The 24,432-nt window shown below is 62.6% G+C and carries 21 protein-coding genes and 1 tRNA gene; 14 read left to right on the plus strand and 8 right to left on the minus strand.

Translation table 11 applies throughout. The features are described 5' to 3' along the window. Positions 1-6: 6 nt before the first annotated feature. Positions 7-1,794, plus strand: coding sequence for a dihydrolipoyl dehydrogenase (gene lpdA / locus HWE17_RS04570; protein ID WP_176387965.1), 1,788 nt, complete (start codon positions 7-9; stop codon positions 1,792-1,794). Positions 1,795-2,059: 265 nt separating this feature from the next. Next, positions 2,060-3,235, plus strand: a complete 1,176-nt coding sequence (locus HWE17_RS04575; RefSeq protein WP_176387966.1) for a hypothetical protein — start codon at positions 2,060-2,062, stop codon at positions 3,233-3,235. Positions 3,236-3,258: 23 nt separating this feature from the next. Here the strand turns inward: HWE17_RS04575 and HWE17_RS04580 are convergent, their stop codons facing one another. Beyond that, entirely contained in the window at positions 3,259-3,975 is a 717-nt protein-coding gene (locus tag HWE17_RS04580; RefSeq protein WP_099402919.1) for a TetR/AcrR family transcriptional regulator, read from the minus strand. Between the two features lie 144 nt (positions 3,976-4,119). Here HWE17_RS04580 and HWE17_RS04585 point away from each other — a divergent pair, with 144 nt between their 5' ends. Genes HWE17_RS04585 through HWE17_RS04595 form a run of 3 tightly spaced genes read left to right on the plus strand, consistent with a single transcriptional unit; the run spans position 4,120 to position 8,456 of the window. Further along, positions 4,120-5,328 carry an HlyD family secretion protein gene (locus tag HWE17_RS04585; RefSeq protein WP_176387967.1) on the plus strand — a complete coding sequence of 403 codons (1,209 nt, stop codon included), beginning with the start codon at positions 4,120-4,122 and terminating at the stop codon, positions 5,326-5,328. 6 nt (positions 5,329-5,334) lie between these two features. Beyond that, on the plus strand, positions 5,335-6,933 hold the full coding sequence (locus tag HWE17_RS04590) for a DHA2 family efflux MFS transporter permease subunit (RefSeq protein WP_176387968.1): 1,599 nt from the start codon (positions 5,335-5,337) through the stop codon (positions 6,931-6,933). 50 nt (positions 6,934-6,983) lie between these two features. Further along, positions 6,984-8,456 carry an efflux transporter outer membrane subunit gene (locus HWE17_RS04595; protein ID WP_176387969.1) on the plus strand — a complete coding sequence of 491 codons (1,473 nt, stop codon included), beginning with the start codon at positions 6,984-6,986 and terminating at the stop codon, positions 8,454-8,456. A 9-nt stretch (positions 8,457-8,465) separates the two neighbouring features. On the opposite strand, the gene HWE17_RS04600 is transcribed toward HWE17_RS04595, so the two are convergent. After that, positions 8,466-9,383 (minus strand): LysR family transcriptional regulator, encoded by a 918-nt coding sequence (locus tag HWE17_RS04600; RefSeq protein ID WP_176387970.1) that lies wholly within the window; start codon positions 9,381-9,383, stop codon positions 8,466-8,468. Positions 9,384-9,495: 112 nt separating this feature from the next. Between HWE17_RS04600 and HWE17_RS04605 the strand changes: the two genes are divergently transcribed. The 5 genes from HWE17_RS04605 (at position 9,496) to HWE17_RS04625 (ending at position 15,062) form a co-directional block, all read left to right on the plus strand. Then, positions 9,496-10,095 (plus strand): short chain dehydrogenase, encoded by a 600-nt coding sequence (locus HWE17_RS04605; RefSeq protein ID WP_176387971.1) that lies wholly within the window; start codon positions 9,496-9,498, stop codon positions 10,093-10,095. A gap of 112 nt (positions 10,096-10,207) precedes the next feature. After that, the gene (locus tag HWE17_RS04610) at positions 10,208-11,929 is read left to right on the plus strand and encodes a hypothetical protein (protein ID WP_176387972.1); all 1,722 of its coding nucleotides are present in this window, start codon (positions 10,208-10,210) and stop codon (positions 11,927-11,929) included. A gap of 153 nt (positions 11,930-12,082) precedes the next feature. Further along, positions 12,083-12,778: a hypothetical protein gene (locus HWE17_RS04615; protein WP_176387973.1), complete on the plus strand. Its 696-nt coding sequence runs from the start codon at positions 12,083-12,085 to the stop codon at positions 12,776-12,778. A gap of 104 nt (positions 12,779-12,882) precedes the next feature. Next, positions 12,883-13,614 (plus strand): BON domain-containing protein, encoded by a 732-nt coding sequence (locus tag HWE17_RS04620; RefSeq protein ID WP_035821574.1) that lies wholly within the window; start codon positions 12,883-12,885, stop codon positions 13,612-13,614. Positions 13,615-13,769: 155 nt separating this feature from the next. Beyond that, positions 13,770-15,062 carry an MFS transporter gene (locus tag HWE17_RS04625; protein WP_176387974.1) on the plus strand — a complete coding sequence of 431 codons (1,293 nt, stop codon included), beginning with the start codon at positions 13,770-13,772 and terminating at the stop codon, positions 15,060-15,062. A 54-nt stretch (positions 15,063-15,116) separates the two neighbouring features. On the opposite strand, the gene HWE17_RS04630 is transcribed toward HWE17_RS04625, so the two are convergent. Further along, the gene (locus HWE17_RS04630; protein WP_176387975.1) at positions 15,117-17,276 is read right to left on the minus strand and encodes a S9 family peptidase; all 2,160 of its coding nucleotides are present in this window, start codon (positions 17,274-17,276) and stop codon (positions 15,117-15,119) included. Between the two features lie 175 nt (positions 17,277-17,451). Here HWE17_RS04630 and HWE17_RS28480 point away from each other — a divergent pair, with 175 nt between their 5' ends. Beyond that, positions 17,452-18,498, plus strand: coding sequence for a lysozyme inhibitor LprI family protein (locus HWE17_RS28480; RefSeq protein WP_217916695.1), 1,047 nt, complete (start codon positions 17,452-17,454; stop codon positions 18,496-18,498). Positions 18,499-18,501: 3 nt separating this feature from the next. After that, entirely contained in the window at positions 18,502-19,005 is a 504-nt protein-coding gene (locus HWE17_RS04640) for a hypothetical protein (RefSeq protein WP_176387976.1), read from the plus strand. 3 nt (positions 19,006-19,008) lie between these two features. On the opposite strand, the gene HWE17_RS04645 is transcribed toward HWE17_RS04640, so the two are convergent. The 5 genes from HWE17_RS04645 to HWE17_RS04665 all read right to left on the minus strand — a co-directional run bounded on the left by HWE17_RS04645 (position 19,009) and on the right by HWE17_RS04665 (position 22,868). Then, on the minus strand, positions 19,009-19,419 hold the full coding sequence (locus HWE17_RS04645; RefSeq protein WP_035821563.1) for a hypothetical protein: 411 nt from the start codon (positions 19,417-19,419) through the stop codon (positions 19,009-19,011). A gap of 104 nt (positions 19,420-19,523) precedes the next feature. Then, positions 19,524-19,599 (minus strand) — tRNA-Lys (locus tag HWE17_RS04650). Positions 19,600-19,667: 68 nt separating this feature from the next. Then, complete coding sequence (locus HWE17_RS04655) at positions 19,668-21,422, minus strand: GspE/PulE family protein (RefSeq protein ID WP_176387977.1); 1,755 nt, start codon at positions 21,420-21,422, stop codon at positions 19,668-19,670. Positions 21,423-21,469: 47 nt separating this feature from the next. Then, positions 21,470-22,258 carry a spermidine synthase gene (locus HWE17_RS04660; RefSeq protein WP_035821557.1) on the minus strand — a complete coding sequence of 263 codons (789 nt, stop codon included), beginning with the start codon at positions 22,256-22,258 and terminating at the stop codon, positions 21,470-21,472. Positions 22,259-22,355: 97 nt separating this feature from the next. Beyond that, positions 22,356-22,868 (minus strand): glycine zipper 2TM domain-containing protein, encoded by a 513-nt coding sequence (locus tag HWE17_RS04665; protein WP_034785134.1) that lies wholly within the window; start codon positions 22,866-22,868, stop codon positions 22,356-22,358. A 400-nt stretch (positions 22,869-23,268) separates the two neighbouring features. On the opposite strand from HWE17_RS04665, the gene HWE17_RS04670 reads away from it, so the two are divergent. Together HWE17_RS04670 and purN are read left to right on the plus strand one after the other, a co-directional pair. Beyond that, a complete protein-coding gene (locus HWE17_RS04670) occupies positions 23,269-23,667 on the plus strand; it encodes a barstar family protein (RefSeq protein ID WP_034747450.1) in 399 nt (132 codons plus the stop codon). 156 nt (positions 23,668-23,823) lie between these two features. After that, positions 23,824-24,432, plus strand: coding sequence for a phosphoribosylglycinamide formyltransferase (gene purN / locus HWE17_RS04675; protein WP_176387978.1), 609 nt, complete (start codon positions 23,824-23,826; stop codon positions 24,430-24,432).

Consider the following 24,432-nt stretch of genomic DNA (forward strand, 5'->3'; position numbering starts at 1 on the left):
CGATTGATGAGCACAGTAGAGGTAAAAGTACCGAATATCGGCGACTTCAAGGAAGTCGAAGTGATCGAACTGATGGTCAAGGTCGGCGACACCATCAAGGTGGACCAGTCCCTGATCACGGTCGAATCGGACAAGGCCAGCATGGAGATTCCATCGACCCACGCGGGTGTCGTCAAGGAGTTGAAAGTCAAGGTCGGCGACAAGATCGCCGAAGGCAGCGCATTGCTGGTGGTGGAAGCGCTTGACGGCGCTGCTGCTCCCGCAGCCGCACCGGCGGCCGCTCCTGCGCCTGCGGCGGCACCGGCTCCTGCAGCGGCGGCAGCAGCTGCAGCCGTTGCCGCCATCCCGGCCGGCAATTACAGCGGCCAGGTCGACATCGACGTCGACATGATGGTGCTGGGCGGCGGTCCTGGCGGCTATTCGGCGGCGTTCCGCGCGGCCGACCTGGGCATGTCGACGGTCATCGTCGAGCGCTATGCGACCCTGGGCGGCGTGTGCCTGAACGTGGGCTGTATCCCGTCGAAGGCGCTGCTGCACGTCGCCTCCGTCATCGATGAAACGGCGCACATGTCCAACACGGGCGTGACGTTTGCCAAGCCGACCATCGACATCGACCAGGTACGCAAGTACAAGGAAGGCGTGATCTCGAACATGACGGGCGGCCTGGCCGGCATGGCCAAGGCGCGCAAGACGCAAGTCGTCACGGGCGTGGGCCAGTTCCTCTCCGCGAACCACATCGAAGTGACGGCAGGCGACGGCTCGAAAAAAGTCGTGCAGTTCAAGCAAGCGATCATCGCGGCCGGTTCGTCCGTGGTAAAACTGCCCTTCGTGCCGGAAGACCCGCGCATCGTCGATTCGACGGGCGCGCTGGACTTGCGCCAGATCCCGAAACGCATGCTGGTCATCGGCGGCGGCATCATCGGCCTGGAAATGGCGACTGTTTATTCGACCTTCGGTGCGCGCATCGACGTGGTCGAAATGATGGATGGCCTGATGCAGGGCGCGGACCGCGACGCCGTCAAGGTGTGGCAGAAGTTCAACGAGAAGCGCTTCGACAACATCATGACCAAGACCAAGACGGTGGCCGTCGAGGCTCTGCCGGAAGGCATCAAGGTCACGTTTGAAGCGGCTGAAGCAGGTGCCACGGCGCCGGCGCCACAGATCTACGATCTGGTATTGGTGGCCGTGGGCCGCAGCCCGAACGGCAAGAAGCTGGCCGCCGACAAGGCGGGCGTGCAAGTGACGGATCGCGGTTTCATCAACGTCGACAGCCAGATGCGCACCAACGTGCCGAACATCTTCGCCATCGGCGACCTGGTGGGCCAGCCGATGCTGGCGCACAAGGCCGTGCATGAAGCCCACGTGGCTGCCGAAGCGGCATCTGGCCAGAAGTCGCACTTCGACGTCAAGGTGATCCCATCGGTCGCCTACACGGATCCGGAAGTGGCATGGGCCGGCATCACGGAAGACGAAGCAAAAGCCAAGGGCATCAAGGTCGAGAAGGGCCACTTCCCTTGGGCAGCTTCCGGCCGCGCCGTGGCCAATGGCCGCGCCGAAGGCTTCACCAAGCTGCTGTTCGATGCGGAAACGCACCGCATCATCGGCGGCACCATCGTCGGCACGCATGCGGGCGACATGATTGGTGAAATCGCGCTGGCCATCGAAATGGGCTGCGACGGCACCGACATCGGCAAGACCATCCACCCGCACCCGACCCTGGGCGAGTCGATTGGTATGGCCGCCGAAGTGTACGAAGGCGTGTGCACGGACTTGCCGCCACCGCGCAAGCGCTGATGGTTTAATCGTACGTTGCAGCACTCAAAAACCCGGGACATGTGCCCGGGTTTTTTTTTATCCCTTGATCTGGGCAGCGTAAACTGCAGATGGCTTGTGGCAGATCCATCCCATGTGAACATTGGTGAGTATTGCCGTGTGGAAAAAGTGGCAGAATGGAGGTCTGTCACCATGTTCTGCTTCAATAGAAGCGTGTGATTTTTCCAGGAATGTTGCCAGCGTGGGGTTCGGTCAAATTCCGCTGTACTGAAAGAGTTTTGCAACGATGAAAAAATTTACCGCCCTTCATATTGCCGATGTCCGTTTGCGCCGGGCCGATGAGCAAGAGCAAGCCGTGATGCTGCATGCCTTGTACCAGGACGTGGCCGCTATCCTGGCGGCGGGCAAGAAGATCGATGCGATTTTCTTCACGGGCCAGCTGGTGGCGCTCGACGCCTGTGCCGGCACGACGCCCGTGTATGTCTACGAATACTTCCTGCGCCCCCTGCTGCAGGCGGCCAGCTTGCCTGGCGCGCGCTTCTACCTGGTGCCGGGCAGCCGCGCGCAGGGTGTCGCGGCTGCGGCGCTGGGCAATGCCGGTTTCAGCTTTTTCTCCGCCGACGAGCACGCCAGTGCGGAGCAGCGCGCGCACTACAAGAATATCCACGCCGTGTTCCATGGCCACCAGCATACGGGCGACGCCAGTTCGCTGATGAAGTCGCTGGGCATCCTGTTCAAGAGCAATCCGGGCAGCCTGTACAGTGCGCAAGGCCAGATGGCGGCGTTTGCCGTGCTCGAGTTCGGTACAGGCGAGGCCGCGGCCGATGGCGGCGCGGCAGGCACGCAGTGGACGGTGTCCCTGCGCGAGTTCGATGACGTGAGCAAGCACTTCGCCCTGTCGGTGCTGTACACGCCGAATGGTCAGGAAACGGGGCAGGTGGATGCCGAGTATGTATTTGCCACCTTGCTGCCGCAGCTGGCAGTCGAGCGCGATTATCTCGACGGCTTGCTGGGCAAGGCGGGCGCGCAGCAGCGCGTAAACGCAGGCGTGGCTGCCGATGCGCGCGAATTCCTGATCGAGCTGGCGTTCGTGATGTTCGAAGCCAAGACCGTCTTCCTCAGCGAGGCTGAGCTGGAGCGCTTTGCCAGCGACTATTGTGGCGTGAAGGGCTGGAGCATGGCGGCCGGGGATTGGCTGGTGCCCTTGTATGCGCAGGGCTTGCTGCTGCGCGATGATGGCCAGGTGGCGTTTTCCTTCGATTACTTCCGCACGTATTTCCTGGCGCAGCGCTTTGAAACCTCGTTCGACCTGATGCGCTATGGCCCGGACCGCTACGATGGAAGTGAGTCTTCACTCAGTGTTGATGGCGCGTCAGCGGCCCAGCCTTTCCTGCGCGCGCTGGGCTTGAGCGAGGAGCACGCCGCAGCGGCGGTGCCGGAGGGTTGCAGCCGTCCTGGCTGATTTCCCCGCCCAGCCGTTCCGTGTCAGGCCGCCAGCGGCTGGCGCAGGGTGCCGTGCAGGAACAGGTCGAGACTGACCGCCACCTTGGCGCGCAATTGCGCCACATCCGGTTGCGCCTGTGGCGGAAACAGCAGGCGCGACATCTGGTCGCCCAGCAGGCAATTGAGCAGGTGCAGCGCCAGCATGGACGGTGTCAATTCCGCGCGAAACAGGGGCGCGATGTCGGGGCGGCTGAAAAACCTCGTCAGCATCTCGCGCGTCTGTCCCGGTCCCACCTTGTAAAACGTTTCCGCCAGTTCCGGGTGCGTGGCCGCTTCGGCCACCACCATGCGATTGAGGCGAATCGCCGCCGGCATGGTGACGAGCTGCACGAACAGCAAGCCGAACTCGCCCAGGATGGTGGGCAGGGGCCGCATATCCGTTTCCAGCGCCGGCATGGTCGAGAAGTAAGAGGCGCGGCGCAATTCCACCACGGCATTGAACAAGCCGGACTTGCCGCCAAACTTCACATAAATCGTGCGCACGGCCACATGGGCTTCGCGGGCGATCATTTCCAGGCTCACCTTTCCATACCCCTTTTCCAGAAACAGGCAACCGGCCGTGTGCAGCAGGTTTTCCATGCGCGCTTCCATGTCGGCCGCGCGCGGCCGGCCGGCTGGCTTGCCGCAGCAGGAAAGTTCCTGGGCGTCGCCGGATTCTGTATCGGTAGGCAAGGTATCGCTGAGGCCGGGATCGGGCATGGTCAGGGTCTCTTTATAAGTGGGAAGGTAAGTGATGGCTCACACTGTAGTGTAAATTAAAATGAAATGCAATCGTTTCATTTCTTGACTTTGGCTTTTCTTTGCCCAATAATGAACATATATCATTTCATTTCCGGAGCAAGTATGTCCAACCAGCCAGGCCAAGCAGAGCACAAGGTGCTGAGTGCCGTCCCACCCGCGGCCCCTGCCGCACCTACCGCGCCCGCCGCTTCGGCCAGCTCCGCAGCACCGAATAACCGCGTGAAAATCATCGCCGGCCTGATCGTCCTGGTTGCCCTGGGCGCCGGCGCCCGCATGTGGTACCGTAGCCACTATTTTGTGGAAACGGAAAACGCCTACGTGGCCGGTCACGTGCATCCCGTCTCGGCGCGCATTTCCGGCGTCGTCACCAAGGTCTTCATCGACGACAATCAATTCGTGAAAGAGGGCGACGTCATCGCCGAACTCGACCCGTTCGACCAGCGCGTGAAAACCGAGCAAATTGCCGCGCAGATCGCCAGCGCCGAGCAGCAAGTGCTGCAAGCGGACGCGCAGATCGCGCAAGTGCAGGCGCAAGCGAGCGGCGCCCAGGCGCAAGTGGCGCAAGCCGATGCGCAATTGCTGCGCGCAAAACAGGATGCGGACCGTTATGGCCAGCTCTACACGAGCCAGATGAAAGCCGTCTCGAAAGCGGAACTCGACGCGGCCAATGCGGCCCGCTCGAGCGCCGTGGCCGACCTGGCCGCCCGCCGCGACAGCGCTTCGGCCGCCAAGGCGCAGATCGGCGCGGCGCAAGCTGCGCGCGACGTGGCCAAGGCACAAGTGGCTGTATTGCGCGTGCAATTGAAGGACGCGGAACAGCAGCTGCAATACAACCGCATCCTGGCGCCCGTCGCCGGCCGCATCGGCAAGCGCAACGTGGAAACTGGCATGCGCGTGCAGCCTGGCCAGCAATTGACGGCCATCGTGCAAGACAACGTCTGGGTCACCGCCAACTTCAAGGAAACCCAATTGGCCGACCTGCACCGCGGCCAGAGCGTGCACGTGACCATCGACGCCATGCCGGGCAAGAAACTGGTGGGTACCGTAGACAGCTTCGCGCCTGCCTCGGGCGCGCAATTCGCCCTGCTGCCGGCCGATAACGCCACCGGCAACTTCACCAAGATCGTCCAGCGCGTGCCCGTAAAAATCGTCTTCCAGCCGGAAGACGTCAAGGCCATGAATGGCCGCCTGGTGCCGGGCATGTCGGTGATCGCCGAAGTGGAAGTGAATCAGCCCAATGCGGCCCAGGAGCCGGCCGCGCGCCACGCCGCCGCGCCAGCTGCTCCCGTCGCCCAGACCACCACGCGCTAAGCTTCCATGAGCAGCCCTTCCACCACGCTGGCGAAGCCGCCAGCGTTTCCCGTGATCGACGAGAAAGTCTCCGGGCGCACCTGGCTGGCGGTTGCCGCCGGCATGCTGGGCGCCTTCATGGCGGTGCTCGACATCCAGATCACGAATTCCTCGCTCAAGGATATCCTTGGCTCGCTGTCGGCCACCCAGGAAGAGGGCTCGTGGATTTCCACGGCCTACCTGGTGGCGGAAATTATCGTCATTCCCCTCACCGCGCTGCTGGCGCGCGTGTTCGGACTGCGCACCTACATGATCGGCACCACCGCTTTCTTCCTGCTGTTCTCCACCCTGTGCGGGGCGGCCTGGAACCTGGAAAGCATGATCGTCTTCCGCATGCTGCAGGGCTTCACGGGTGGCGCCCTGATCCCGATGGCCTTTACCCTGGTGATGCTCAAGCTGCCGCCATCGAAGCGCGCCGTCGGCATGGCCATCTTCGGCTTGACGGCCACCCTGGCGCCGGCCATGGGCCCGACCCTGGGCGGCTACCTCTCCGAGCTGTATGGCTGGCCATCGATCTTCTACATCAACTGGGTGCCGGGCGTGCTGCTGATCGTCGGCATGATCTATGGCCTGGACAAGGAGCCGCTGCAGCTCAAATTGTTCTGGAAAGCCGACTGGCTGGGCATCTTCTTCATGGCTCTGGGCCTCGGTTGCCTGACCATCTTCCTGGAAGAGGGCAACTCGAAAGACTGGTTCGACTCGGGCTTCATCATCACCTTTGCCGCGCTGGCCCTGACGGGCATCCTGGGCTGGGTCGTCACCAGCGCCACGCGCGCCGAACCGTTCGTCAACCTGGGCCTGTACGGCCAGCGCAATTTTTTAGTGGCCACCGTACTGTCGGCCGTGACGGGCATGGGCCTGTATGGCTCGGCCTTCTTGCTGCCCCTGTTCCTGGGCCAGATCGCCGGCTACTCGCCGATGCAGATCGGTGAAGTCATCATGTGGGTGGGCTTGCCGCAGTTGTTCATCATGCCGTTCGTCGCCAAGCTGTCGTCGACGGTGGATAACCGCATCCTGTGTTCGATCGGCCTGCTGCTGTTTGGCGGCTCGTGCATGATGAATGCCTACATGGACGCGTCCACCGGCTACGACCAGCTGCTGTGGTCGCAGGTGGTGCGCGCACTGGGCCAGCCCTTTGTCATGCTGACCCTGTCGAACTTCGCCATGAAGGGCATCGCACCGAAGGACATGGCGTCCGCTTCGAGCCTGTTCAACATGACGCGCAACCTCGGTGGCTCGATCGGCATCGCCTTGCTGGCCACGGCCCTGAGCACCCGCGAGCACTTCCATTCGCAGCGCCTGGGTGAAGCGATCAATGCCTATTCCAGCGCCACGCAGTTGCGCATCGACCAGCTGACGTCGTCGTTCATGGCCAAGGGCTATGACGCCGTCACGGCCGGCAACCAGGCCTTGCAGGCGATCGACGGCATCGTGCGCCGCGAAGCGTATGTGATGGCTTACAACGATGGCTTCTTCCTGATCGGCGCCATCCTGCTGGCCTGCATCGTGCCCCTGTGGCTGGCCGACAAACTCAAAGCCCCCGGTGGCGGTGGCGGCGGTCATTGACCGCACACAGTCCGCACGTGCAGCACCTCAAGAACAAGAAGGTATACATCATGCAAACAGTATTGACGAAAATCGCGCTGGCCGCTTCCCTTGCCGTGGCGCTCTCCGCCTGCGGCACCGTGGGCCAGGATTTCACCGCCCCGGTGAATGTAGCCGGCAGCGACACCTTCCGCCACGGCGCATCCGCGGCGGACGCCGCGCAGCTGCCGAAGGAATGGTGGAGCATCTACGGCGACGCCACCCTGAATCGCCTGGAACAGAGCGCGCTGCAGGACAACCCCGGCGTGAAGGCGGCCGGCGAACGCCTGCTGCAGGCGCTGGCGCAAAGCGGCACGGCGCGCGCCAACCAGGGCCCGAGCGTCAACGTCAGCACGGGCATCTCGAACTCGCGCACCTCGGCCAACACCTCGCAGGGCCTGGCCCTGGGCAACCGCTCCATCAGCGGCAATAACTTCTCCGTGGGTGGCACGCTGTCGTATGAAGTCGACTTGCTGGGCCGCGTCAAACGCATGGTCGAAGCGGCCGACTCGCAAGCCTTGGCGGCGCAGGCCGACCGCGACGGCGTGCTGTTGATGCTGTCGTCGCAAGTGGCCAGCAATTACTGGCAGCTGCGCGGCCTCGATGCGGAAATGGCGATTCTGAATGGCGCTTTGGACACGCGCCGCGAATCGGCACAGCTGGTCGAGGCGCGCTTCAACGCGGGCTTGACGAATGAGCTGGACTTGGCGCGCGCGAAAGTCGAACTGTCGAACGCGCAGGCCGACCTGCATGAAGTCAAGCGCCAGCGTAACCAGCTGGAAAACAGCCTGGCCACCCTGACGGGCAAGCCGCCGTCGGCGTTGCAGTTGCCGGTGGCTGCCGATCCATCGGCCCTGCCGCTGCCGCCAGGTATCCCTGTCGGCTTGCCGGCCAGCCTGCTGGCGCACCGCCCGGACCTGGTCTCCAGCGTGGCGGGCCTGCGCGCGGCGAATGCGCAAGTGGGCGTGGCTGAAGGCGCGTTTTATCCGACGCTGCAATTGACGGGCAATTTCGGCTACGCCTCGGAAAAGCTGCGTGACCTGGCGCAGGGCGGCTCGCGCCAGTTCAGCTTTGGCCCGCTGGCGCTGTCCCTGCCGATCTTCGACGGCGGCCGCAACCAGGCCAATCTTGACCTGTCCAAGGCGCGCTATGCGGAAGCCGTGGCGAACCATGAAACCAAGCTGCTGACGGCCTTGCGCGAAGTGGAAGATGCCTTGTCCGACGTGGAGCAGCGTCAGTTGCAGGGCGACGCGCAAGCCTTGTCGCAGGCAGCGGCGGCGCGCGCCTACCTGGTGGCGCGCACGCGCTACGAGCGCGGCATCTCGACCTACCTGGACGTGACGGATGCGCAGCGCAGCTCACTGGCCGCGGACCGCGCCGCCGCGCAGATCAAGACGCAGCGCTTGCTGGCGACGGTCGCCGTGGCGCGCTCTTTGGGTGCAGGTTGGCAGCCGGACGGCGAGCTGGCCAAGCTGGCCTCCGCGCCAGTCGCGAAGGTGAATTAGGTAAGACGGTTACGTGAGCGTGGCCGGAGGCGGTGTCGCCTCCGGCCCGTAGCGTTCCAGCAGAAAATCGATGAAGGTCGTCAGCTTGGGCGTGGGCTGGCGGTCGCGAGGATACAGCACATGCATCAGGCGCGGCGCCGGCACGTGGTCGGCCAGCAGCGGCACCAGCCGTCCCGCCGCGATATCGTCGGCCAGTAAAATCTCCGCCTGCATGACGATGCCGAAGCCGTGCAGGGCTGCCATGCGCAGCGCCTGGCCATTGTTCGAGCGAAAGCGGCTTTCTACCGCAGCGCCATCGTGGCGCGCTTCCTTGCCGCTCAAGCGCCAGCGCATGTGGCGCGACCACTGCATGAAATCCACGCATTCGTGCCGCGCCAGATCGTCCGGCGTGCGCGGCGTGCCGTGCTTTGCCAGGTAGGCGGGCGAGGCGCAGATCACCATCGCATACGGTCGCAAGGGCCGCGCCACCATGCCGGAATCTTCCAGTTTGCCGATGCGGATGGCCGCATCGAATCCTTCCTCCACCAGATCCACCATCCTGTCATTCAAATTGAGTTCCAGGCTCACGTCCGGATAGGCCGTCAGATACTCTGCCATCAGCGGCGCGATGCATTCGCTGCCGAAGGACACGGGCGCCGTGATCTTCAGCTTGCCGCGCGGCGCCGTGCGCATGGCTTCCGCGCCCCGTTCGGCCGCATGGATGCTGGCCAGGATCTGGCGGCATTGTTCCACATACTGCTGGCCGATTTCCGTCAGGCTTTGCCGGCGCGTCGTGCGCGCCAGCAATCGCGCACCCAGCCGCTCCTCCAGCTGTTTGATGTGCTTGCCCACCATCACGGGCGAAATCTGGAACGCCTCGGCGGCGGCCGTGAAACTGCCCTGGTCGACGACGGACACAAAGATTTCCATGCTGCGCAATTTATCCATGGCGCCTTGATTGCAAACTATGAGTTGGTAATCTTGTAAATTTTAACGCATTTATTCCTTTTTGGAAGCGGCGCATACTGGCTGCATCGTTCAACCCACACAAGGAAGCAGCATGAAAATCGTCATCATTGGCGCCAGCGGCACCATCGGCAAGGCCGTTACCGCACAACTGGCGCAACGCCATGAAATCATTGAAGTGGGCAGCCGCACAGGCACGCACCAGGCCGACATGGGCGATATCGCGCAGGTGCGCGCCCTGTTCAAGCGCATCGGCAAGGTCGACGCCGTCGTCGTCACGGCCGGCAAGCTGCATTTCGGCCCCCTGGCCGACTTCACGCCCGAGCAGTTCCAGCTGGGCCTGGACAGCAAACTGATGGGCCAGGTCAACGTGGCGCTGGTGGCGCAGGAATACCTGAATGACGGCGGCTCGATCACCCTCACCAGCGGCATCGTGGCCGACCAGCCTATCCGCTTTGGCACGGCCGCCAGCATGACGAATGCGGCCGTGGAAGGTTTCGTGCGGGGCGCCGCCATCGAGTTGCAGCGGGGCGTGCGCATCAATGTCGTCAGCCCCACGGTGCTGGCCGAATCGCTGGAAGCGTATGGTCCCTTCTTCTATGGCTTCGAGCCGGCCGCCGCCAGCCGCGTAGCGCTCGCTTACAGCCGCAGCGTGGAAGGGGCGCAGACGGGGCAGGTGTACAAGGTCTGGTAAGCCGCTTGCCATGCCATGGGGGCAGGTGGGACAATCGCAGGCTGAACAAGGAAGCGGACGCGCAGTAACAGCGCGGGGCGCTTTCTTGCTGTGAACCATACACCGAGGCCCCATGAAAAACATCCTGATTCCCCTGCTGATGGCCGCCGCCGTCGGCAGCGCTTGCGCCGCAACGCCAGCCACCCCCGCTACGGCGCAACAATTGACCAGCATGAGCGCCCGCTATGCGCCCGTCGCGCTGACTGCCGATGTCAAGCACCTGTCCGCGGGCGATCGCCAGGCCATCGCCAAGCTGGTCGAAGCGGCCAAGCTGGTCGACGTGCTGCAATTGCGCCAGCGCTGGTCCGGCAACGAGGCGCTGTGGGCAGCACTCAAGAAAGACAAATCAAAGCTGGGCCAGGCACTTTTGAATTATTTCTGGATCAACAAGGGGCCATGGTCGGTGCTCGACGCGCACGCCTCTTTCATGCCGGCCAGCTATGCCGGTATCGCCATTCCCGCGCACAAGCCGGAAGCGGGCAATTTCTATCCGCAGGGCGCCACCAAGGCCAGCCTGGAAACGTGGATGAATGGCTTGCCGGCGGACGACAAGCAGCAGGCGCAATGGTTCTTTACGACGATTCGCGCGGGCAAGGATGGCAAGTACCAGACCGTCAAGTATTCGGATGAATACAAGGTGGAGCTGAAGCAACTGGCCAAGCTGCTCGACGAGGCGGCGGCCGCCACGGACAATGCATCCCTGAAGAAATTTCTGACCCTGCGCGCCAAGGCTTTCCTCGACAACGATTATCTGCCGTCCGACTTCGCCTGGATGGACCTCGATTCGCCCGTCGACATCACCATCGGCCCGTATGAAACGTATAACGACGAGCTGTTCGGCTACAAGGCCGCGTTCGAGGCCTACGTGAACATCCGCGACCAGGCGGAAACGCAAAAGCTGAACTTCTTCGCCAAGCACATGCAGGAACTGGAAGACAACCTGCCGCTCGACGCCCAGTACCGCAACCCGAAAGTGGGCGCGCTGGCGCCGATGGTGGTGGTCAACCAGGTGTATGGCGCCGGCGATGGCAACATGGCCGTGCAGACGGCTGCCTACAACCTGCCGAACGACGAGCGCATCATCAGCGCGCGCGGCTCCAAGCGCGTCATGTTGAAAAACGTGCAGGAAGCCAAGTTCAAGGCCACCCTGACGCCGATCTCGAAACTGGTGCTCACGCCCGAAGCGCAGCAGGACGTGGATTTCAATTCCTTCTTCACGCACATCCTCGCGCATGAAATCATGCACGGCCTGGGCCCGCACGCGACCGTCGTCGACGGCAAGCCATCGACGCCGCGCCAGGACTTGAAGGAAGCCTATTCGACCATCGAGGAAGCCAAGGCCGATATTACCGGCCTGTTCGCGCTGCGCTACATGATGGACAAGGGGCAACTGAACGACACCCTGGGCCAGGGCGACGTGGCCGAGCGCAAGCTGTACAACACTTTCCTCGCCTCCGGTTTCCGCACCCTGCATTTCGGCCTGACGGATTCGCACGCGCGCGGCATGGCCATCCAGATGAATTACATGCTCGACAAGGGCGGTTTTGTGTCCTTGGGCGATGGCAAGTTCGGCGTCGATTTTGGCAAGATCAAGCAGGCCGTGATCGACCTGGACCGTGAATTTTTGACCATCGAGGCGACGGGCGACTATGCGCGCGCGAAAGACCTGATGACCAAGTACGTGGTGATCCGCCCTGAGGTGCAAGTGGCGCTCGACAAGATGAAGGCCGTACCGAACGATATCCGCCCGGAATTCGTCACGGCCCGCGCGCTGGACCAGGCGGCGAAGAAATAAGCTGACCTTGATTATTATCAGTGTGAAAAGCCGGCGCATTCTGCGTCGGTTTTTTTTCGTCTTTATTTATGAAAAGTTGCCAGTTTTTCCTTGTGGAAATATTTTCACCGCTTACTCTGCAGTGGTAAATCTTCCTTTCTTCCCGTCGATCCCATGTTGAAACTGTTTTCGCTGTTGAGTGTGTCCCTTGCCTTGCCCGCCGTGGCCGCTGCCCAGCTTACCGATCTGGAAATCCGCTGGCTGCAGGCGGGAAAACCCGTCATCGATTACGCGCGCACGCAGGGCTTGCCCATCGATATCATCGTGCAGCCGCAGGATGCGCCCGGCGCCGTGCCGCTGGCGCTGGGCTACGAAGCTGGGCGCTGCAAGCTGGTGCTGTCCTTGCGCGGCAATGCGCAGGCGGACGGTATCTTGCAGGGCGTGTCACCCACGCGCCACGGCCTGATGATGGAAGCGATGACGGCGCATGAGATCGGCCACTGCCGGCGCTATGCGCAGGGCGACTGGCATGCCTTGCCACGCGGCTTTGTCGAGCCGCGCAGCATGCAGCAGGGCAAGTTGACCCTGCTGGCGCAGGAGCTGCGCGAGACGCGCCGTGAAGAGGGCTATGCGGACCTGGTGGCCCTGGCCTGGATGCATGGACGCCACCCCGGGCAGTACCAGGATGTGCTGGCCTGGATGCGCGGCGTGCGCGCGGCTGGTGAAGTCGCAAGCGACGGCGCAGGCGGTTCGCACGCCACGCAGGCATGGCTGGCGCTGGCCGATGGCGCCGGTGTATTTGATGAGTCCGCTTCAATATTTGAACAGGCGCAAGTATTGTGGCGGAAGGGCTTGAGCGGCGACAAATAAACGCTGATTTTTATGTGAATGGACTGTCAGCGTGTGCTGTCGCACGGAGCTTTGTGCGCGGCAGGGGTCTAATCTGGGCATCAACTAACCAGAGAGGAACCATCATGAACAAAATGATCGCACTCATGCTGGCCGCCAGTGCCAGTGCCCTGCTTGCCGCCACGCCCGCGTATGCGCAGGATGCCTCGTACAAGAGTTTGACGGACAAGGCATCGGCCGACTACAAGCAGGCCAAGGCCGCCTGCGACAGCCACAGCGGCAACGCAAAAAAAGTCTGCGTGGAAGAAGCCAAGGTGGCGCGCGCCAAGGCCGATTCGGACGCCGTGGCGCAATACCGCAACACGCCGCGCGAACTGGGCAAGGCCCGCAAGGACGTCGCCAATGCCGAGTATGACCTGGCCAAGGCCAAGTGCGGCGACCGTACGGGCGCCGACAAAACCACGTGCATGAATGATGCCAAGGCGGCGAAAACGGCCGCGCTGGCTGACGCCAACACGGGCGCCAGGGATGGCACCAACGTGGCGCAAAATCCGCCCGCCACGACGAAGGAAAACTGCGACGCCATGGATGCGACGGCCAAGGCCGCCTGCGTGACGCGCAATGCGGCCGGCAGCACCAAGACGGCCGTGGCCGACTCCGTCATCACGACGAAAATCAAGGCTGACCTCGTCAAGGACAATGACTTGAAAGCGCTCGATGTACACGTGGAAACGGTCAACGGCGTCGTCATGCTCAGCGGCTTCGTGCCTTCCCAGGCGCAAGTGAAAAAAGCCGCCGACCTGGCCCGTGGCGTGGAAGGCGTGACGGATGTGAAGAATGGCTTGAAAGTGAAATAAGCGCATTCTGCACCGGCGCTCAAGCCAGGACTGGAGCCGTACGCAGCAATGCGGCTCCAGTTTTTTCGATTGTATAAATTACGATCATAATATAACATGAGAAAAATCCCGTCGGCTGGCGCTGATCGGCATCCATTTTTTCTCATGAGGACTGCATGCTTTCCTATCCCTTTTCGCAATGGCTGGCGCGGCGCGGCGTGCACTTTGCCTGGGTCATCGTCGCCATCACCTTCCTCACGGCATTGACCTCGTCCGCCGCGCTGGGCTTGCCAGGCGCACTGATGCAGCCCTTGAGCCGCGAATTCGGCTGGGATGCCGAGCAGATTTCCTCGGCCCTGGCCGTGCGCTTCGTGCTGTTTGGCCTGATGGGGCCGTTCGCCGCCATCCTGATGGAACGCTTTGGTTTGCGCAATGTCATCTGCGTGGCGCTGGGCCTGATCGCCGCCGGCATGCTGCTGGCCACGCGCATGACGCAGTTCTGGCACCTGGTGGCCCTGTGGGGCATCCTGCTGGGGCTGGGCTCTGGCATGACGGCGCTGGTCTTGAGCGCCGTGGTGGCGAACCGCTGGTTCGAGACGCACCGGGGCCTGGTGGTGGGCGTGCTGACGGCCAGCTCGGCCACGGGCCAGCTGCTGTTCCTGCCCGTGGGCGCCTGGCTGATCGAGCACTACGGCTGGCGCACGGCCGTCATGCCCGTGTTTGCCGCTTGCGCCATCGTCGCCGTGCTGGCTTTCCTGTGCATGCGCAACCGTCCCCAGGACGTGGCCTTGCGGCCCTACGGCGCCGACCCGGCTACGCCTCTGATGGTGGCGCCGGCAGCGAAGATGACGTTTGCCACGCCGTTCGTGATTTTGCGCAGCGTGGCGGCGAACCGCACCTTCTGGATACTCTTCGGCACCTTCTTCATCTGCGGCCTCAGCACGAATGGCTTGATCCAGACGCACTTCATTTCCCTGTGCGGCGACTCGGGCCTGTCCGCCGTGCCGGCCGCGTCCGTGCTGGCCATGATGGGCGCGTTCGACCTGTTCGGCACGATCTTGTCCGGCTGGTTGTCGGACCGCTATGACAACCGCAAACTGCTGTTCTGGTATTACGGCTTGCGCGGCTTGTCCCTGTTCTGGCTGCCGTATTCGGAATTCACCCTGTACGGCCTGTCCCTGTTCGCCATGTTCTACGGTCTGGACTGGATCGCCACCGTGCCGCCGACCGTGAAACTGGTAGGGGCCACGTTCGGGCGGGAGCGGGCGGGCATGGTCTTCGGCTGGATCTTCGCCGGCCACCAGCTGGGCGCCGCCGTGGCCGCGTACGGCGCGGGCCGCATCCGCACCCTGATGCTGACCTACAATCCGGCCCTGTTCGCGGCCGGCGCCGCCTGCCTCGTCGCCGCGCTGATGGTGTTGGCGATCCAGCGCCAGAAGGCGGCCGCGCCCGCCGCCCAGCCTGCATGAAAAAAGCCAGGCCCGCATGAGCGGAGCCTGGCTTTCAAGTAGCGTGCGGCGCGATTATTTTAAATACTTTGCCAGCCATCCTTCGACTTCGCTATAGAAGAAGCGGCTGTTCTCGCCCTTCAAGATCCAGTGGTTTTCGTCCGGGAAGACCAGCAGTTTTGCCGGCACGTTCAGGCGCTGTTGCACGGCAAAGTTCATCAGTGCATTGTTGGCCGGCACGCGGTAGTCGAGCTCGCCCACGGTGATCAGGATCGGTGTCGTGAAACCCGTGCCTTTTTCATGATTGCCCGCTTGCATGATGGGGCTTTGCTCGCGCCACACGGGCAGGTTCGACCAGACGGGTCCGCCTGCATTCGTTTCACGGCCGAAACCGCCATCGCTGGTGCCCCACTGCATGATCAGGTCCATTTCGCCCGCGTGCGAGACGATGGCCTTGTAGCGCGTGGTGGTCGCTTGCAGCCAGTTGGCCAGGTGGCCGCCATAGCTGGCGCCGCCGGCGGCCAGTTTCGTGCTGTCGATAAATGGGTATTTCTTGATGGCTTCATCGACGCCCTGGTTGACTTCATCGCCCGGACCTTTCAAGGGGTCGAACTGGATAGAGCGCGAGAATTCCTCGCCATAGCCGGTGGAACCCTTGTAGTCGGTCAGCAGCACGACATAGCCGGGCTTTGCCAGCAAATGATAGTTCCAGCGCAGCACGAACTGGTCGCGCCACATGCTGGCCGCGCCGCCGTGGATGACGGTAAACAACGGGTATTTCTTGTTCGGATCGAAGTTGGCCGGCTTGACAAGCATATTGTGGATCTGGCGGCCATCGGCCGTCGTGAACCAGAAGTGCTCGGGAGCCTGCCAGTCGATCTTGCTGGCTTTCTCCGTGTTGAAGGCCGTCAAGCGCTTCGGCTGCTTGCCGTTGAAGGCATAGATTTCCGGCGGGTTGATGGCGGATTCCCACACGCCCACGAGGGCCTTGCCGCCGCTGCTCAGCGAATTGATGGTACCCGTCGGCAAAGATGGCTCCTCGCGCACGTCGCCACCCTTGGCGTCGATCGAGTACAGTTTTTCCAGGCCCGCATGTTCATAGCTGAAGAGGACGCGCTTGCCGCCTTCGGGCAGCACGAAGCGGGAAATTGAACGGTCCAGCTTGGCCGTCAAAATCGTTGGCGCCGGGTTGCTCATCGGCCAGGCAAAGCTGGCCAGGCGTTTCACGTCATACACTTTGCCTGGCGTTTGCGCGTCGCTCAAGGCGAACAGGGTCTTGCCATCGGCGGCGAATTTCAGGCTGCCATAGCTGTGCTTATCCTGCGTCAGACGCTGCGCTTCGCCGCCCGCCACGGGCAGCAGATACAGTTGCGAGACGACGTCCTCGCGCTGCGCCGCGTCGCGGTTGGTGGCCGCGTTGAAGACGACAGCCTTGCCATCCGGCGTCCAGACGGCGTCCAGCGATTGTCCCTCGTCGCCCTGGCCACCGCCAAAGCCCGGCAGGGTGACCAGTTGCGTGCCCGACAGGATGTCGCGCGCTGTGTTCTCACCCTTAGCGTCAGGCTGCGCATCGACGACGAACAGGCGCACTTGCTTGTCGGTCAGCCATTTGTCGAAATAGCGGGGTGCCGTCGTTTCATACGAGCGGGCGCTGTGTTTGCGGTCCTTGCGCTCTTTCGCGCTTTGCTTGACGTCGGCTTCCGTCTTGTTGCCTGGATAGATATCGCTGATGAACAGCAATTGCTTGCCGTCCGGGCTCCATTTCGGCATGCGCGCGCCCATGGTCAAGCTCGTCAACCGTTGGGCTTCGCCGCCGGCGGCCACGTCGAGGCGGTAAATCTGGCCCGCTTCATCGCCGTCGCGCTTGGCGACGAAGACGAGCTGGCGGCTGTCCGGCGACCAGGCCACGGCGCTTTCGCCGCTTTTGGAATAGGTCAGGCGGCGCGCGGGGCTGTCGTCAAGCAGTGACTTGATCCACAGGTCCGACCATTGCTCCTTGCTATCGTAGGCGCTGTCGACCACGGAAAACACGGCCCACTTTCCATCCGGGCTGGCGACGGGCGCGCCCACACGTTTCATCAGCCACACATCTTCATGCGTGATGGCGTGTCTGGCTTGCATTTGCGTGGCGGCAACTGGGGTGGTGGCGTTGGTATCGGCGGCATGGGCAAGCGAGGCGCAGGCCGCTGCGATCAGCAGCGAGCCGAGGGAACGGCGAAGACGGGGTGAGGTCATGGGCGTAGTCCGGAGTAGTGAAAAAAGTACAGCGGGCAACATTATTGCCCATGCTTTCCCGCACTGCCAAGGCTGGGTACCGTTACTTACCAGGCGGGAGTGTCACGTATCGGGCGGGCGCGCCATGGCTGATCAGTTAAACTTGTTCTTTTACTGACGCTACCTTTGGCCGGCCATGAAAATTAGTCTACCCTTATTGAAAACGATATTGCTGGGCGCGAGCTGCCTGCTGGCGGCCCCGGTTTTTGCCGCCGCCGCCGCACCGTACCCGAATACCAGCGCCATGGGCGTCGGTCACGCGGAAAGCACGGCCTGGTATGCGGGCTGCCTGAAGGTCAAGGATGCGGCGCCGCCGCCCGCCGACCTGCCGGCGCCATCGGCCGTGGCGTCCCTGCAGCAATGCCAGGCTACCGACCTGTACTACGATACCAAGAGTATGTCCGCGCCCAAGCCGGCCGACTGGCGTCCCGCGCGCCATTGCGCCATGGCCACGCAAAACAGCGCCGTCCTGATGATGCTGTACCAGAATGGACAGGGCGTGCAAAAAGACCCGTTGCTGGCGCTCAAGTATGCGTGCAGCATCGATGCGGCGCCGGCCGAGATGCAGGGACGTATCGAGCACTTGCAGAAGATCAATGCCAGCGGTCGCGGCATGATCGATTTGTGCGACGACATCACCAGCGGCTACATGATGGGCGTGTGCAGCGCCATCGATGCGCGCCAGAAACAAAGAGTGCGCACGCAGGCGACAGGTAAAGTCAGCGACAGCATGCCTGCCGTGGCGCAAGCGTCGCTGCAAAAACTGCAGGCGGCGGCCAGCAAGTTTGCCGATGCGCGTGCGGCCAATGAAACGGACTTGAGCGGCACGGCGCGCGCCGCCCTGAGCATCGCCGCCCGCACGGCCGAGCTTGATCTGCTGGCGCACGATCTGCGTGACTACGAAGCGGGCAAGCTGCCGGCCAGCATGACGAAGGATCAGGCGGCGGCGCTCGACAAGGAGCTCAACGCCATCTACGGCAAGCTCATGAAAAAGCCGGCGCAAACTCATGCGGGCGCCGTGGGCAAGGATGGCATCCGCGCCACCCAGCGCCTGTGGCTGGCGTATCGCGATGCCTGGATGAACTTTGGCGCCGTGCGCTATCCGTCCGTGACGAGCGAAACCTGGGCCGGCCGGCTAACGTCGCGGCGCAATGTGCAACTGCAAGACTTGCTGGAGAACTAAAACATGCGGGAAGCGTACTACCACGAAGACGATTTTTGCAGGATCGAACTGCTGCCGCTCGATAACTTGCAGCACTGTCTGACGCAGATGGGCGAGCAAGAGGCGTTTGTCGATGCGCACCGCAGCGGCGCCGGCTGGACGCAGATGTACGTGCCCGAGGCGCCGCCGTCGCAGATGGGCGCGCTGGGCCTCACGGCGGACCAGGTGCGGCTGGCGCTGGCGGACGCCTTGCCGCCGTATGACGCCGTCTACACGGGCTACAGCAGTTACCGCGTGGAATGCAAGAACGTGCTGGCCTTTGGCGGCGAGAACACGGAAACCCTGTTTGCCGGCCTGGACGACAAGGGCATCGTGTGCGACCTGTGGTGCAGCGACGCCATGCCCGAGCTGTTGCTGTTGCCCTTGAAAGAGCAGTTGCTGCTGGCCGACTGGGGCGCGGGGTTTGCGTGCCCGCTGTCCGATGGCGACTTGTTTGCCCGTTATTTAGAGGAATACGAACTCGACTAGGGTTTATTCGCAGGCGATGGCGTTCGGCTGCGCCACTTTCACCACCGACGCCAGGCGCGCCATGTCGTTGCCGTCGCCTTGCTCCACATACGGTTGATAGCTGTCGATGACGATGCGCGCACGCGCCTGCCAGCCGCAATTGTCGGCCTGGCGCGCGGGCACGCGCAGCAGCCGGCGCGCTTCGCCATCGTTACTGAAACAAAACCACACAGCGTGCGTGGCGGCAGGGCGCGGCAAACGGCCCCACTGCGCCTTGTCGGGCGCGAAGCAGACGCGGTTGCCGATGATTTCCAGGCTCATCTCGTCCGTGCGCGCGCTGTACTGGCCGTCGAGCACGATCGGCGTTTGCGTTTGAGCATGGGCGGACACGGACAGGCAGGCGGTGGCAAGCAACAGGATGGCGGCAAGTTTCATGCGTTTCTTTCAGGGCTGGCAAGACGAAGAGCCAGTATAACCGTGAGGGCCGGAAACGAAAAAAGCCCATCCGTGAGGATGGGCTTTTTAGTACTGCGCATTCGTGGTAGGCCGTGCGGGATTCGAACCTGCGACCAACGGATTAAAAGTCCGCTGCTCTACCAGCTGAGCTAACGACCCGAAAGAGGCCGCATTATATATCAGTTGAAAAAGAATGCAAAGCATTCCTGCGAGAAAGTACTGGCCAGCTAGGGCAGGGCTGCCGTGAGCTTCAGCACTTCGTCGATGCTGCTCGTGCCATCGATGATTTTACGGGCGCCGGCGATGCGCAGCGGCGTCATGCCGTCGAGGATGCTCTGGCGGCGCAGGGCGTGCAGGTCGGCACCGGCCTTGACCAGCTGGCCGAACGCTTCCGTCACGCTCAGCAGTTCATAAATGCCGGCGCGTCCCAGATAGCCGCTGTGCCGGCACAGGGCGCAGCCGACGGGGCGGTATGCTGCGGCCGGCCGTGCCAGCTGGCCGCCCGTCAGGCGCTGCCAGGCGTCGGCGTCGGGGGCGTCGTCCAGCTGTTTGCAGGCCGCGCACAGGCAGCGCAGCAAGCGCTGCGCCAGCACGCCGATCAGGCACGCTTCCAGCAGATAGGCTGGCACGCCCAGTTCCAGCAGGCGCATGACGGCGGACGGGGCGTCGTTGGTGTGCAGGGTCGACAGCACCAAATGGCCCGTCAGCGCCGCCTGGATGGCCATCTCGGCCGTGGCCAGGTCGCGGATTTCTCCTACCATGATAATGTCGGGATCTTGCCGCATCAGCGCCCGCACGCCATCGGCAAACGACAGTTCGATGCCGGCCTGGGTTTGCACCTGCATCTGGTTGAAAGCCGGCTCGACCATTTCGATGGGGTCTTCCACCGTGCACACATTGACTTCGCTGCCGGCCAGTGCCTTCAAGGTGCTGTACAGGGTGCTGGTCTTGCCCGAGCCGGTGGGACCCGTGACCAGCACGATGCCGTGCGTGCGCGCCGTCAGCTGGCGCCAGCGTTCGGCGTCCGCGGGCGGAAAGCCCAGCTCGGCAAGGCTCTTGACGGCCACTTCCGGGTCGAAGATGCGCATGACGAGTTTTTCGCCGAAGGCCGTGGGCAAGGTCGACAGGCGCAGCTCGACTTCCTGGCCTTGCGCATTGCGCGTCTTGATGCGGCCATCCTGCGGGCGGCGCTTCTCCACCACGTCCATACGCCCCAGCAACTTGATGCGCGCCGTCATGGCCAGCAGCACCACGGGCGGCAGCTGGTAGGCCTGGTGCAGGCGGCCGTCGATGCGCAGGCGCACGAGGCCCGCGTCGCGCTTCGGTTCCAGATGGATGTCGGACGCGCGCTGGGCAAACGCGTATTGCCACAGCCAGTCGACGATGCGCACGACGTGCTGGTCGTTGGCGTCGACGTTGGTCTTGTTGCGCCCCAGCTCCACCAGTTGTTCGACATTCTGGCGCAGCGCCAGGTCTTGCGTGGACGCTTGCCGGGCCACCTTGACGGAACTGGCCAGGCTGAAAAATTGCGCGATGGCGTCGGCGATGTGCAGCGGATTGGCGACGACCAGGCTCAGTTTGCGCGGCGCCAGGTTGCCCAGCTGCGCCTGCCAGGCGAGCGCATATGGCTGGGCCGTGGCGATGACGATGCGCTCAAGCGTGCTTTCCACGGGCAGGATGTTGAAGCGGGCCGCATAGCCGGCCGTCATCACGTCGGCCACCTGGCTGAAATCGATGTGCAGGGGATCGATGCGCACATACGGCAGGCTGGAGCGTTGCGCCAGCCAGGCGCACAGGGTGTCGAGCGTCAGTGCGCCGTGGGCGATGTTGCACAGCGGATGCAAGGCAGGCGCGGGCAGCAGGGCGGCCTGGGCGTCGATGGCGGCCGCCTGCGCCGCATCGAGCAAGCCGTCTTCCTGCAGCCAGGCCAGCAGTTGCGGCAGTTGCAGCGGCGTGTCGGAGGGAGGAGGGGAAGCGGGCATGGCCGGCGCCTTTCCGGGCTGCCGGCCATGCGTGGACAGGCCGGCGGTTACAGGGTGCTGACGATGCCCTTGACCCAGGACTTGGCGGGCAGCTTGGTCTCGGCGACGATCTGTTTGGCGCGCTCGAGCAGGGCGGCTTGCGCCTCGGCATCGAGTGCCACTTTCGTCTTGAACGCGATCGCCACCACGTTCCCATCATGGACTTCCGGCAGGCAGATCACCTGTTCAAACGCAAACTTCATCGCCTTGATGTTCTTTGCATAGCTGGGGTGGTCGCCAAACAGGTTGACCGTCATGATGCCGTGCGGCGCCAGGCAGGCGCAGCAGGCGGTATAGAAATCGGCGCTGTCGAGCACGGGACCGCGCGCCGTGGCGTCGTACAGGTCCACCTGCAGGGCGTCCAGGGTGCCGTGGTTGGCGTCATCGTTGACGTAATCGAGCGCATCCATCTCGCGCACGTGCAGGCGCTCGTCGTTGGGCGGCAGCTTGAACATCGATGCGCAGATGGTGATGACGGACGGGTTCAATTCGATGGCCTCGACCTGCGCCTGCGGAAACTGGCGGTAGCAGAACTTGGTCAGCGCGGCCGTGCCCAGGCCCAGCTGGGCGAGGCGCTGCGGCTGCTCGATCCACAGCATCCACGCCATCATCTGCTGCGCGTATTCAAGTTCCGGCCAGTCCGGCTTGCGGATGCGCATGGCGCCCTGCACCCATTCCGTGCCGAAATGCAGATAGCGCACGCCATCCATTTCAGACAGGGTGACAGGGGCATAGCGGGGCTTGCGCGCCGGGCGCGAGGATTCGACTTGTTCGATGGATTTTCGTTTGATAAGCATAAGGCGGCCTGAAAGTGTGCCGCATTATAGCCCGTGCCGGGGCGCCATAAAAAATGCCAGCCACTGGGGCTGGCATGGTACGGGCCGGTTGCTGCGCTTATTGCTGAGCGGGTTCAATCGAGACGCGCAGACGGATGCGTTCGCCCGGATCGTAGGACATGATGCTCGTGTAGTTGCGGCCGCGGTAGTCATACGTGACCTGGTAGCCATTGTTGCGCGATTCCCAGTGGTCGACCTGGCGGCATTGCTTGACGGCTTGTTCCTGCATGCCGCCCTGGTAATTGTTCTGGTTGTCGACGCGGTCGCCGACGACGGCGCCGGCAATCGCGCCAGCGGCGGCGGCGGCCGTGCGGCCATTGCCGCCACCGACCTGGCTACCGAGCAGGGCGCCGGCGATACCGCCGACGATGGAGCCGCCAGCGCTGCGCTGCTGCGGCGGTGCCTGGACTTGCACGTATTCCGTGCGGCATTCCTGGCGTGGACGGTTGATCTGTTCCACTTGCGGCACGACGCGCACGACCTTGCCGAAATCTTCAAAGTCGGCGGCCTGGGCGAGTGGCAATGCACCGATACAAAGGGCTGACATCATCAATTTGGCTTGCAAGTTCATTTGTAACCTCGTTATCTAGAGAATCTTTCAGGGTATTTTTTACAACTTGGGACTATAGTAATCCCGCCAGACCAAGGCAAGTGTTTCGCATGGCAACAAAATGTAACAGCCCAAGCCCCTTGCCCCACAGTCTGTAACATGCACTTTCAATCGATACAAGATGTTGAAGTGACTTGAAACCAGCGGTTTGTAACAAATCTTGCGTTTGACATCATATTCGGGTTGATTCATGCAGGACAACACGTTACCCTAATACGCGTATGGCTTATATAAAATCGCACTGAATCGCATAAAAGTTGATACAGATCGAATCACCGCGTGCGCATTGACCCGCGTGCGGGGATGCAATAAGAAGAGCAGCTAGAACAATCCATACATAACAGGTCGATTTGAGGGAAAAATGAGTTTGTTACTAACCGTGCCGCCCAACCTTGTCCAGTCCATCCGTGCCTTTCGCGTGACCGAATTACAAGACGAGGCGATCCGTCTCGGGCAGCACTTTTTATATGCGCATTGCAACGCTGGACAGACCAAACAACAAGTCATCGGCATTATTGCAGAAGCATTCCTGTTTCCGAAAAACCTGGCGAAGAATTTCGATGCGCTGCGCCTGTGCCTGACGGACACCATGTTCAAGGCCGGCACGCAGACGGGTTTCCTGGTGGTGCTTGAGCAATTGCCAAATACGCAAAAATTCGACAAGGAAGCGCGCGAGATCCTGCTCGACGTGTTCCGCGATGCGGCCGACTACTGGGCCGAGAAGAAAGTCCCGTTCCGCGTCTTCTATTCGTTCGAGTAAACACTTACTCACGTTGTGATAGCGTAAAATCAGCCTTTTTCCGGCTTGGCAGGCAGCATCGTCCGGCGAAAGCACCTGTTGTGCGATCATGTTGCGGCGCAACAATATCGCCGGCCTTTCTTGGTTCGCATCGCCATAGCGGGTACAATGCGCGCTATGAAAAATATCGTTATCCTCATTTCCGGACGCGGCAGCAACATGGAAGCGGTCGTACGCGCGGCGCAAGCCGAGCAATGGCCAGCCCGTATTGCCGCCGTCATCAGTAACCGGGCCGATGCCCAGGGATTGGTTTTTGCCGCGGAACATGGGATAGCGACGGCAGTCGTTGCCAACAAGGATTACGCCAGCCGCGAACAGTTCGATGCGGCGCTGCAAGCCGTAATCGACGGCTTTGCCCCCGACCTGGTCGTGCTGGCCGGTTTCATGCGCATCCTGACGCCGCCTTTCGTCGAGCATTACGCGGGGCGCATGCTCAATATCCACCCGTCGCTGCTGCCGCTGTTCCCGGGCATGGCGACGCACCGCCAGGCGCTCGAGGCTCGTGTGACGGAACACGGCGCGACCGTGCATTTCGTGACTGCCGAGCTTGACCATGGTCCGGCCGTGGCGAGCGCGACAGTCCCCGTCTTGCCAGACGATACAGAAGAGAGCTTATCGGCGCGCGTGCTGGTACAGGAACATCTGCTTTACCCGCGCGCCATCCGCCTGTTCATTGACGATAAACTGTCAGTCGAGCATGGCCAGGTCCGCGTGGACCCTCAATAA

This window comes from Janthinobacterium sp. BJB401 (genome assembly GCF_013372745.1).
In the GTDB taxonomy this organism is placed as follows: domain Bacteria; phylum Pseudomonadota; class Gammaproteobacteria; order Burkholderiales; family Burkholderiaceae_D; genus Janthinobacterium; species Janthinobacterium rivuli.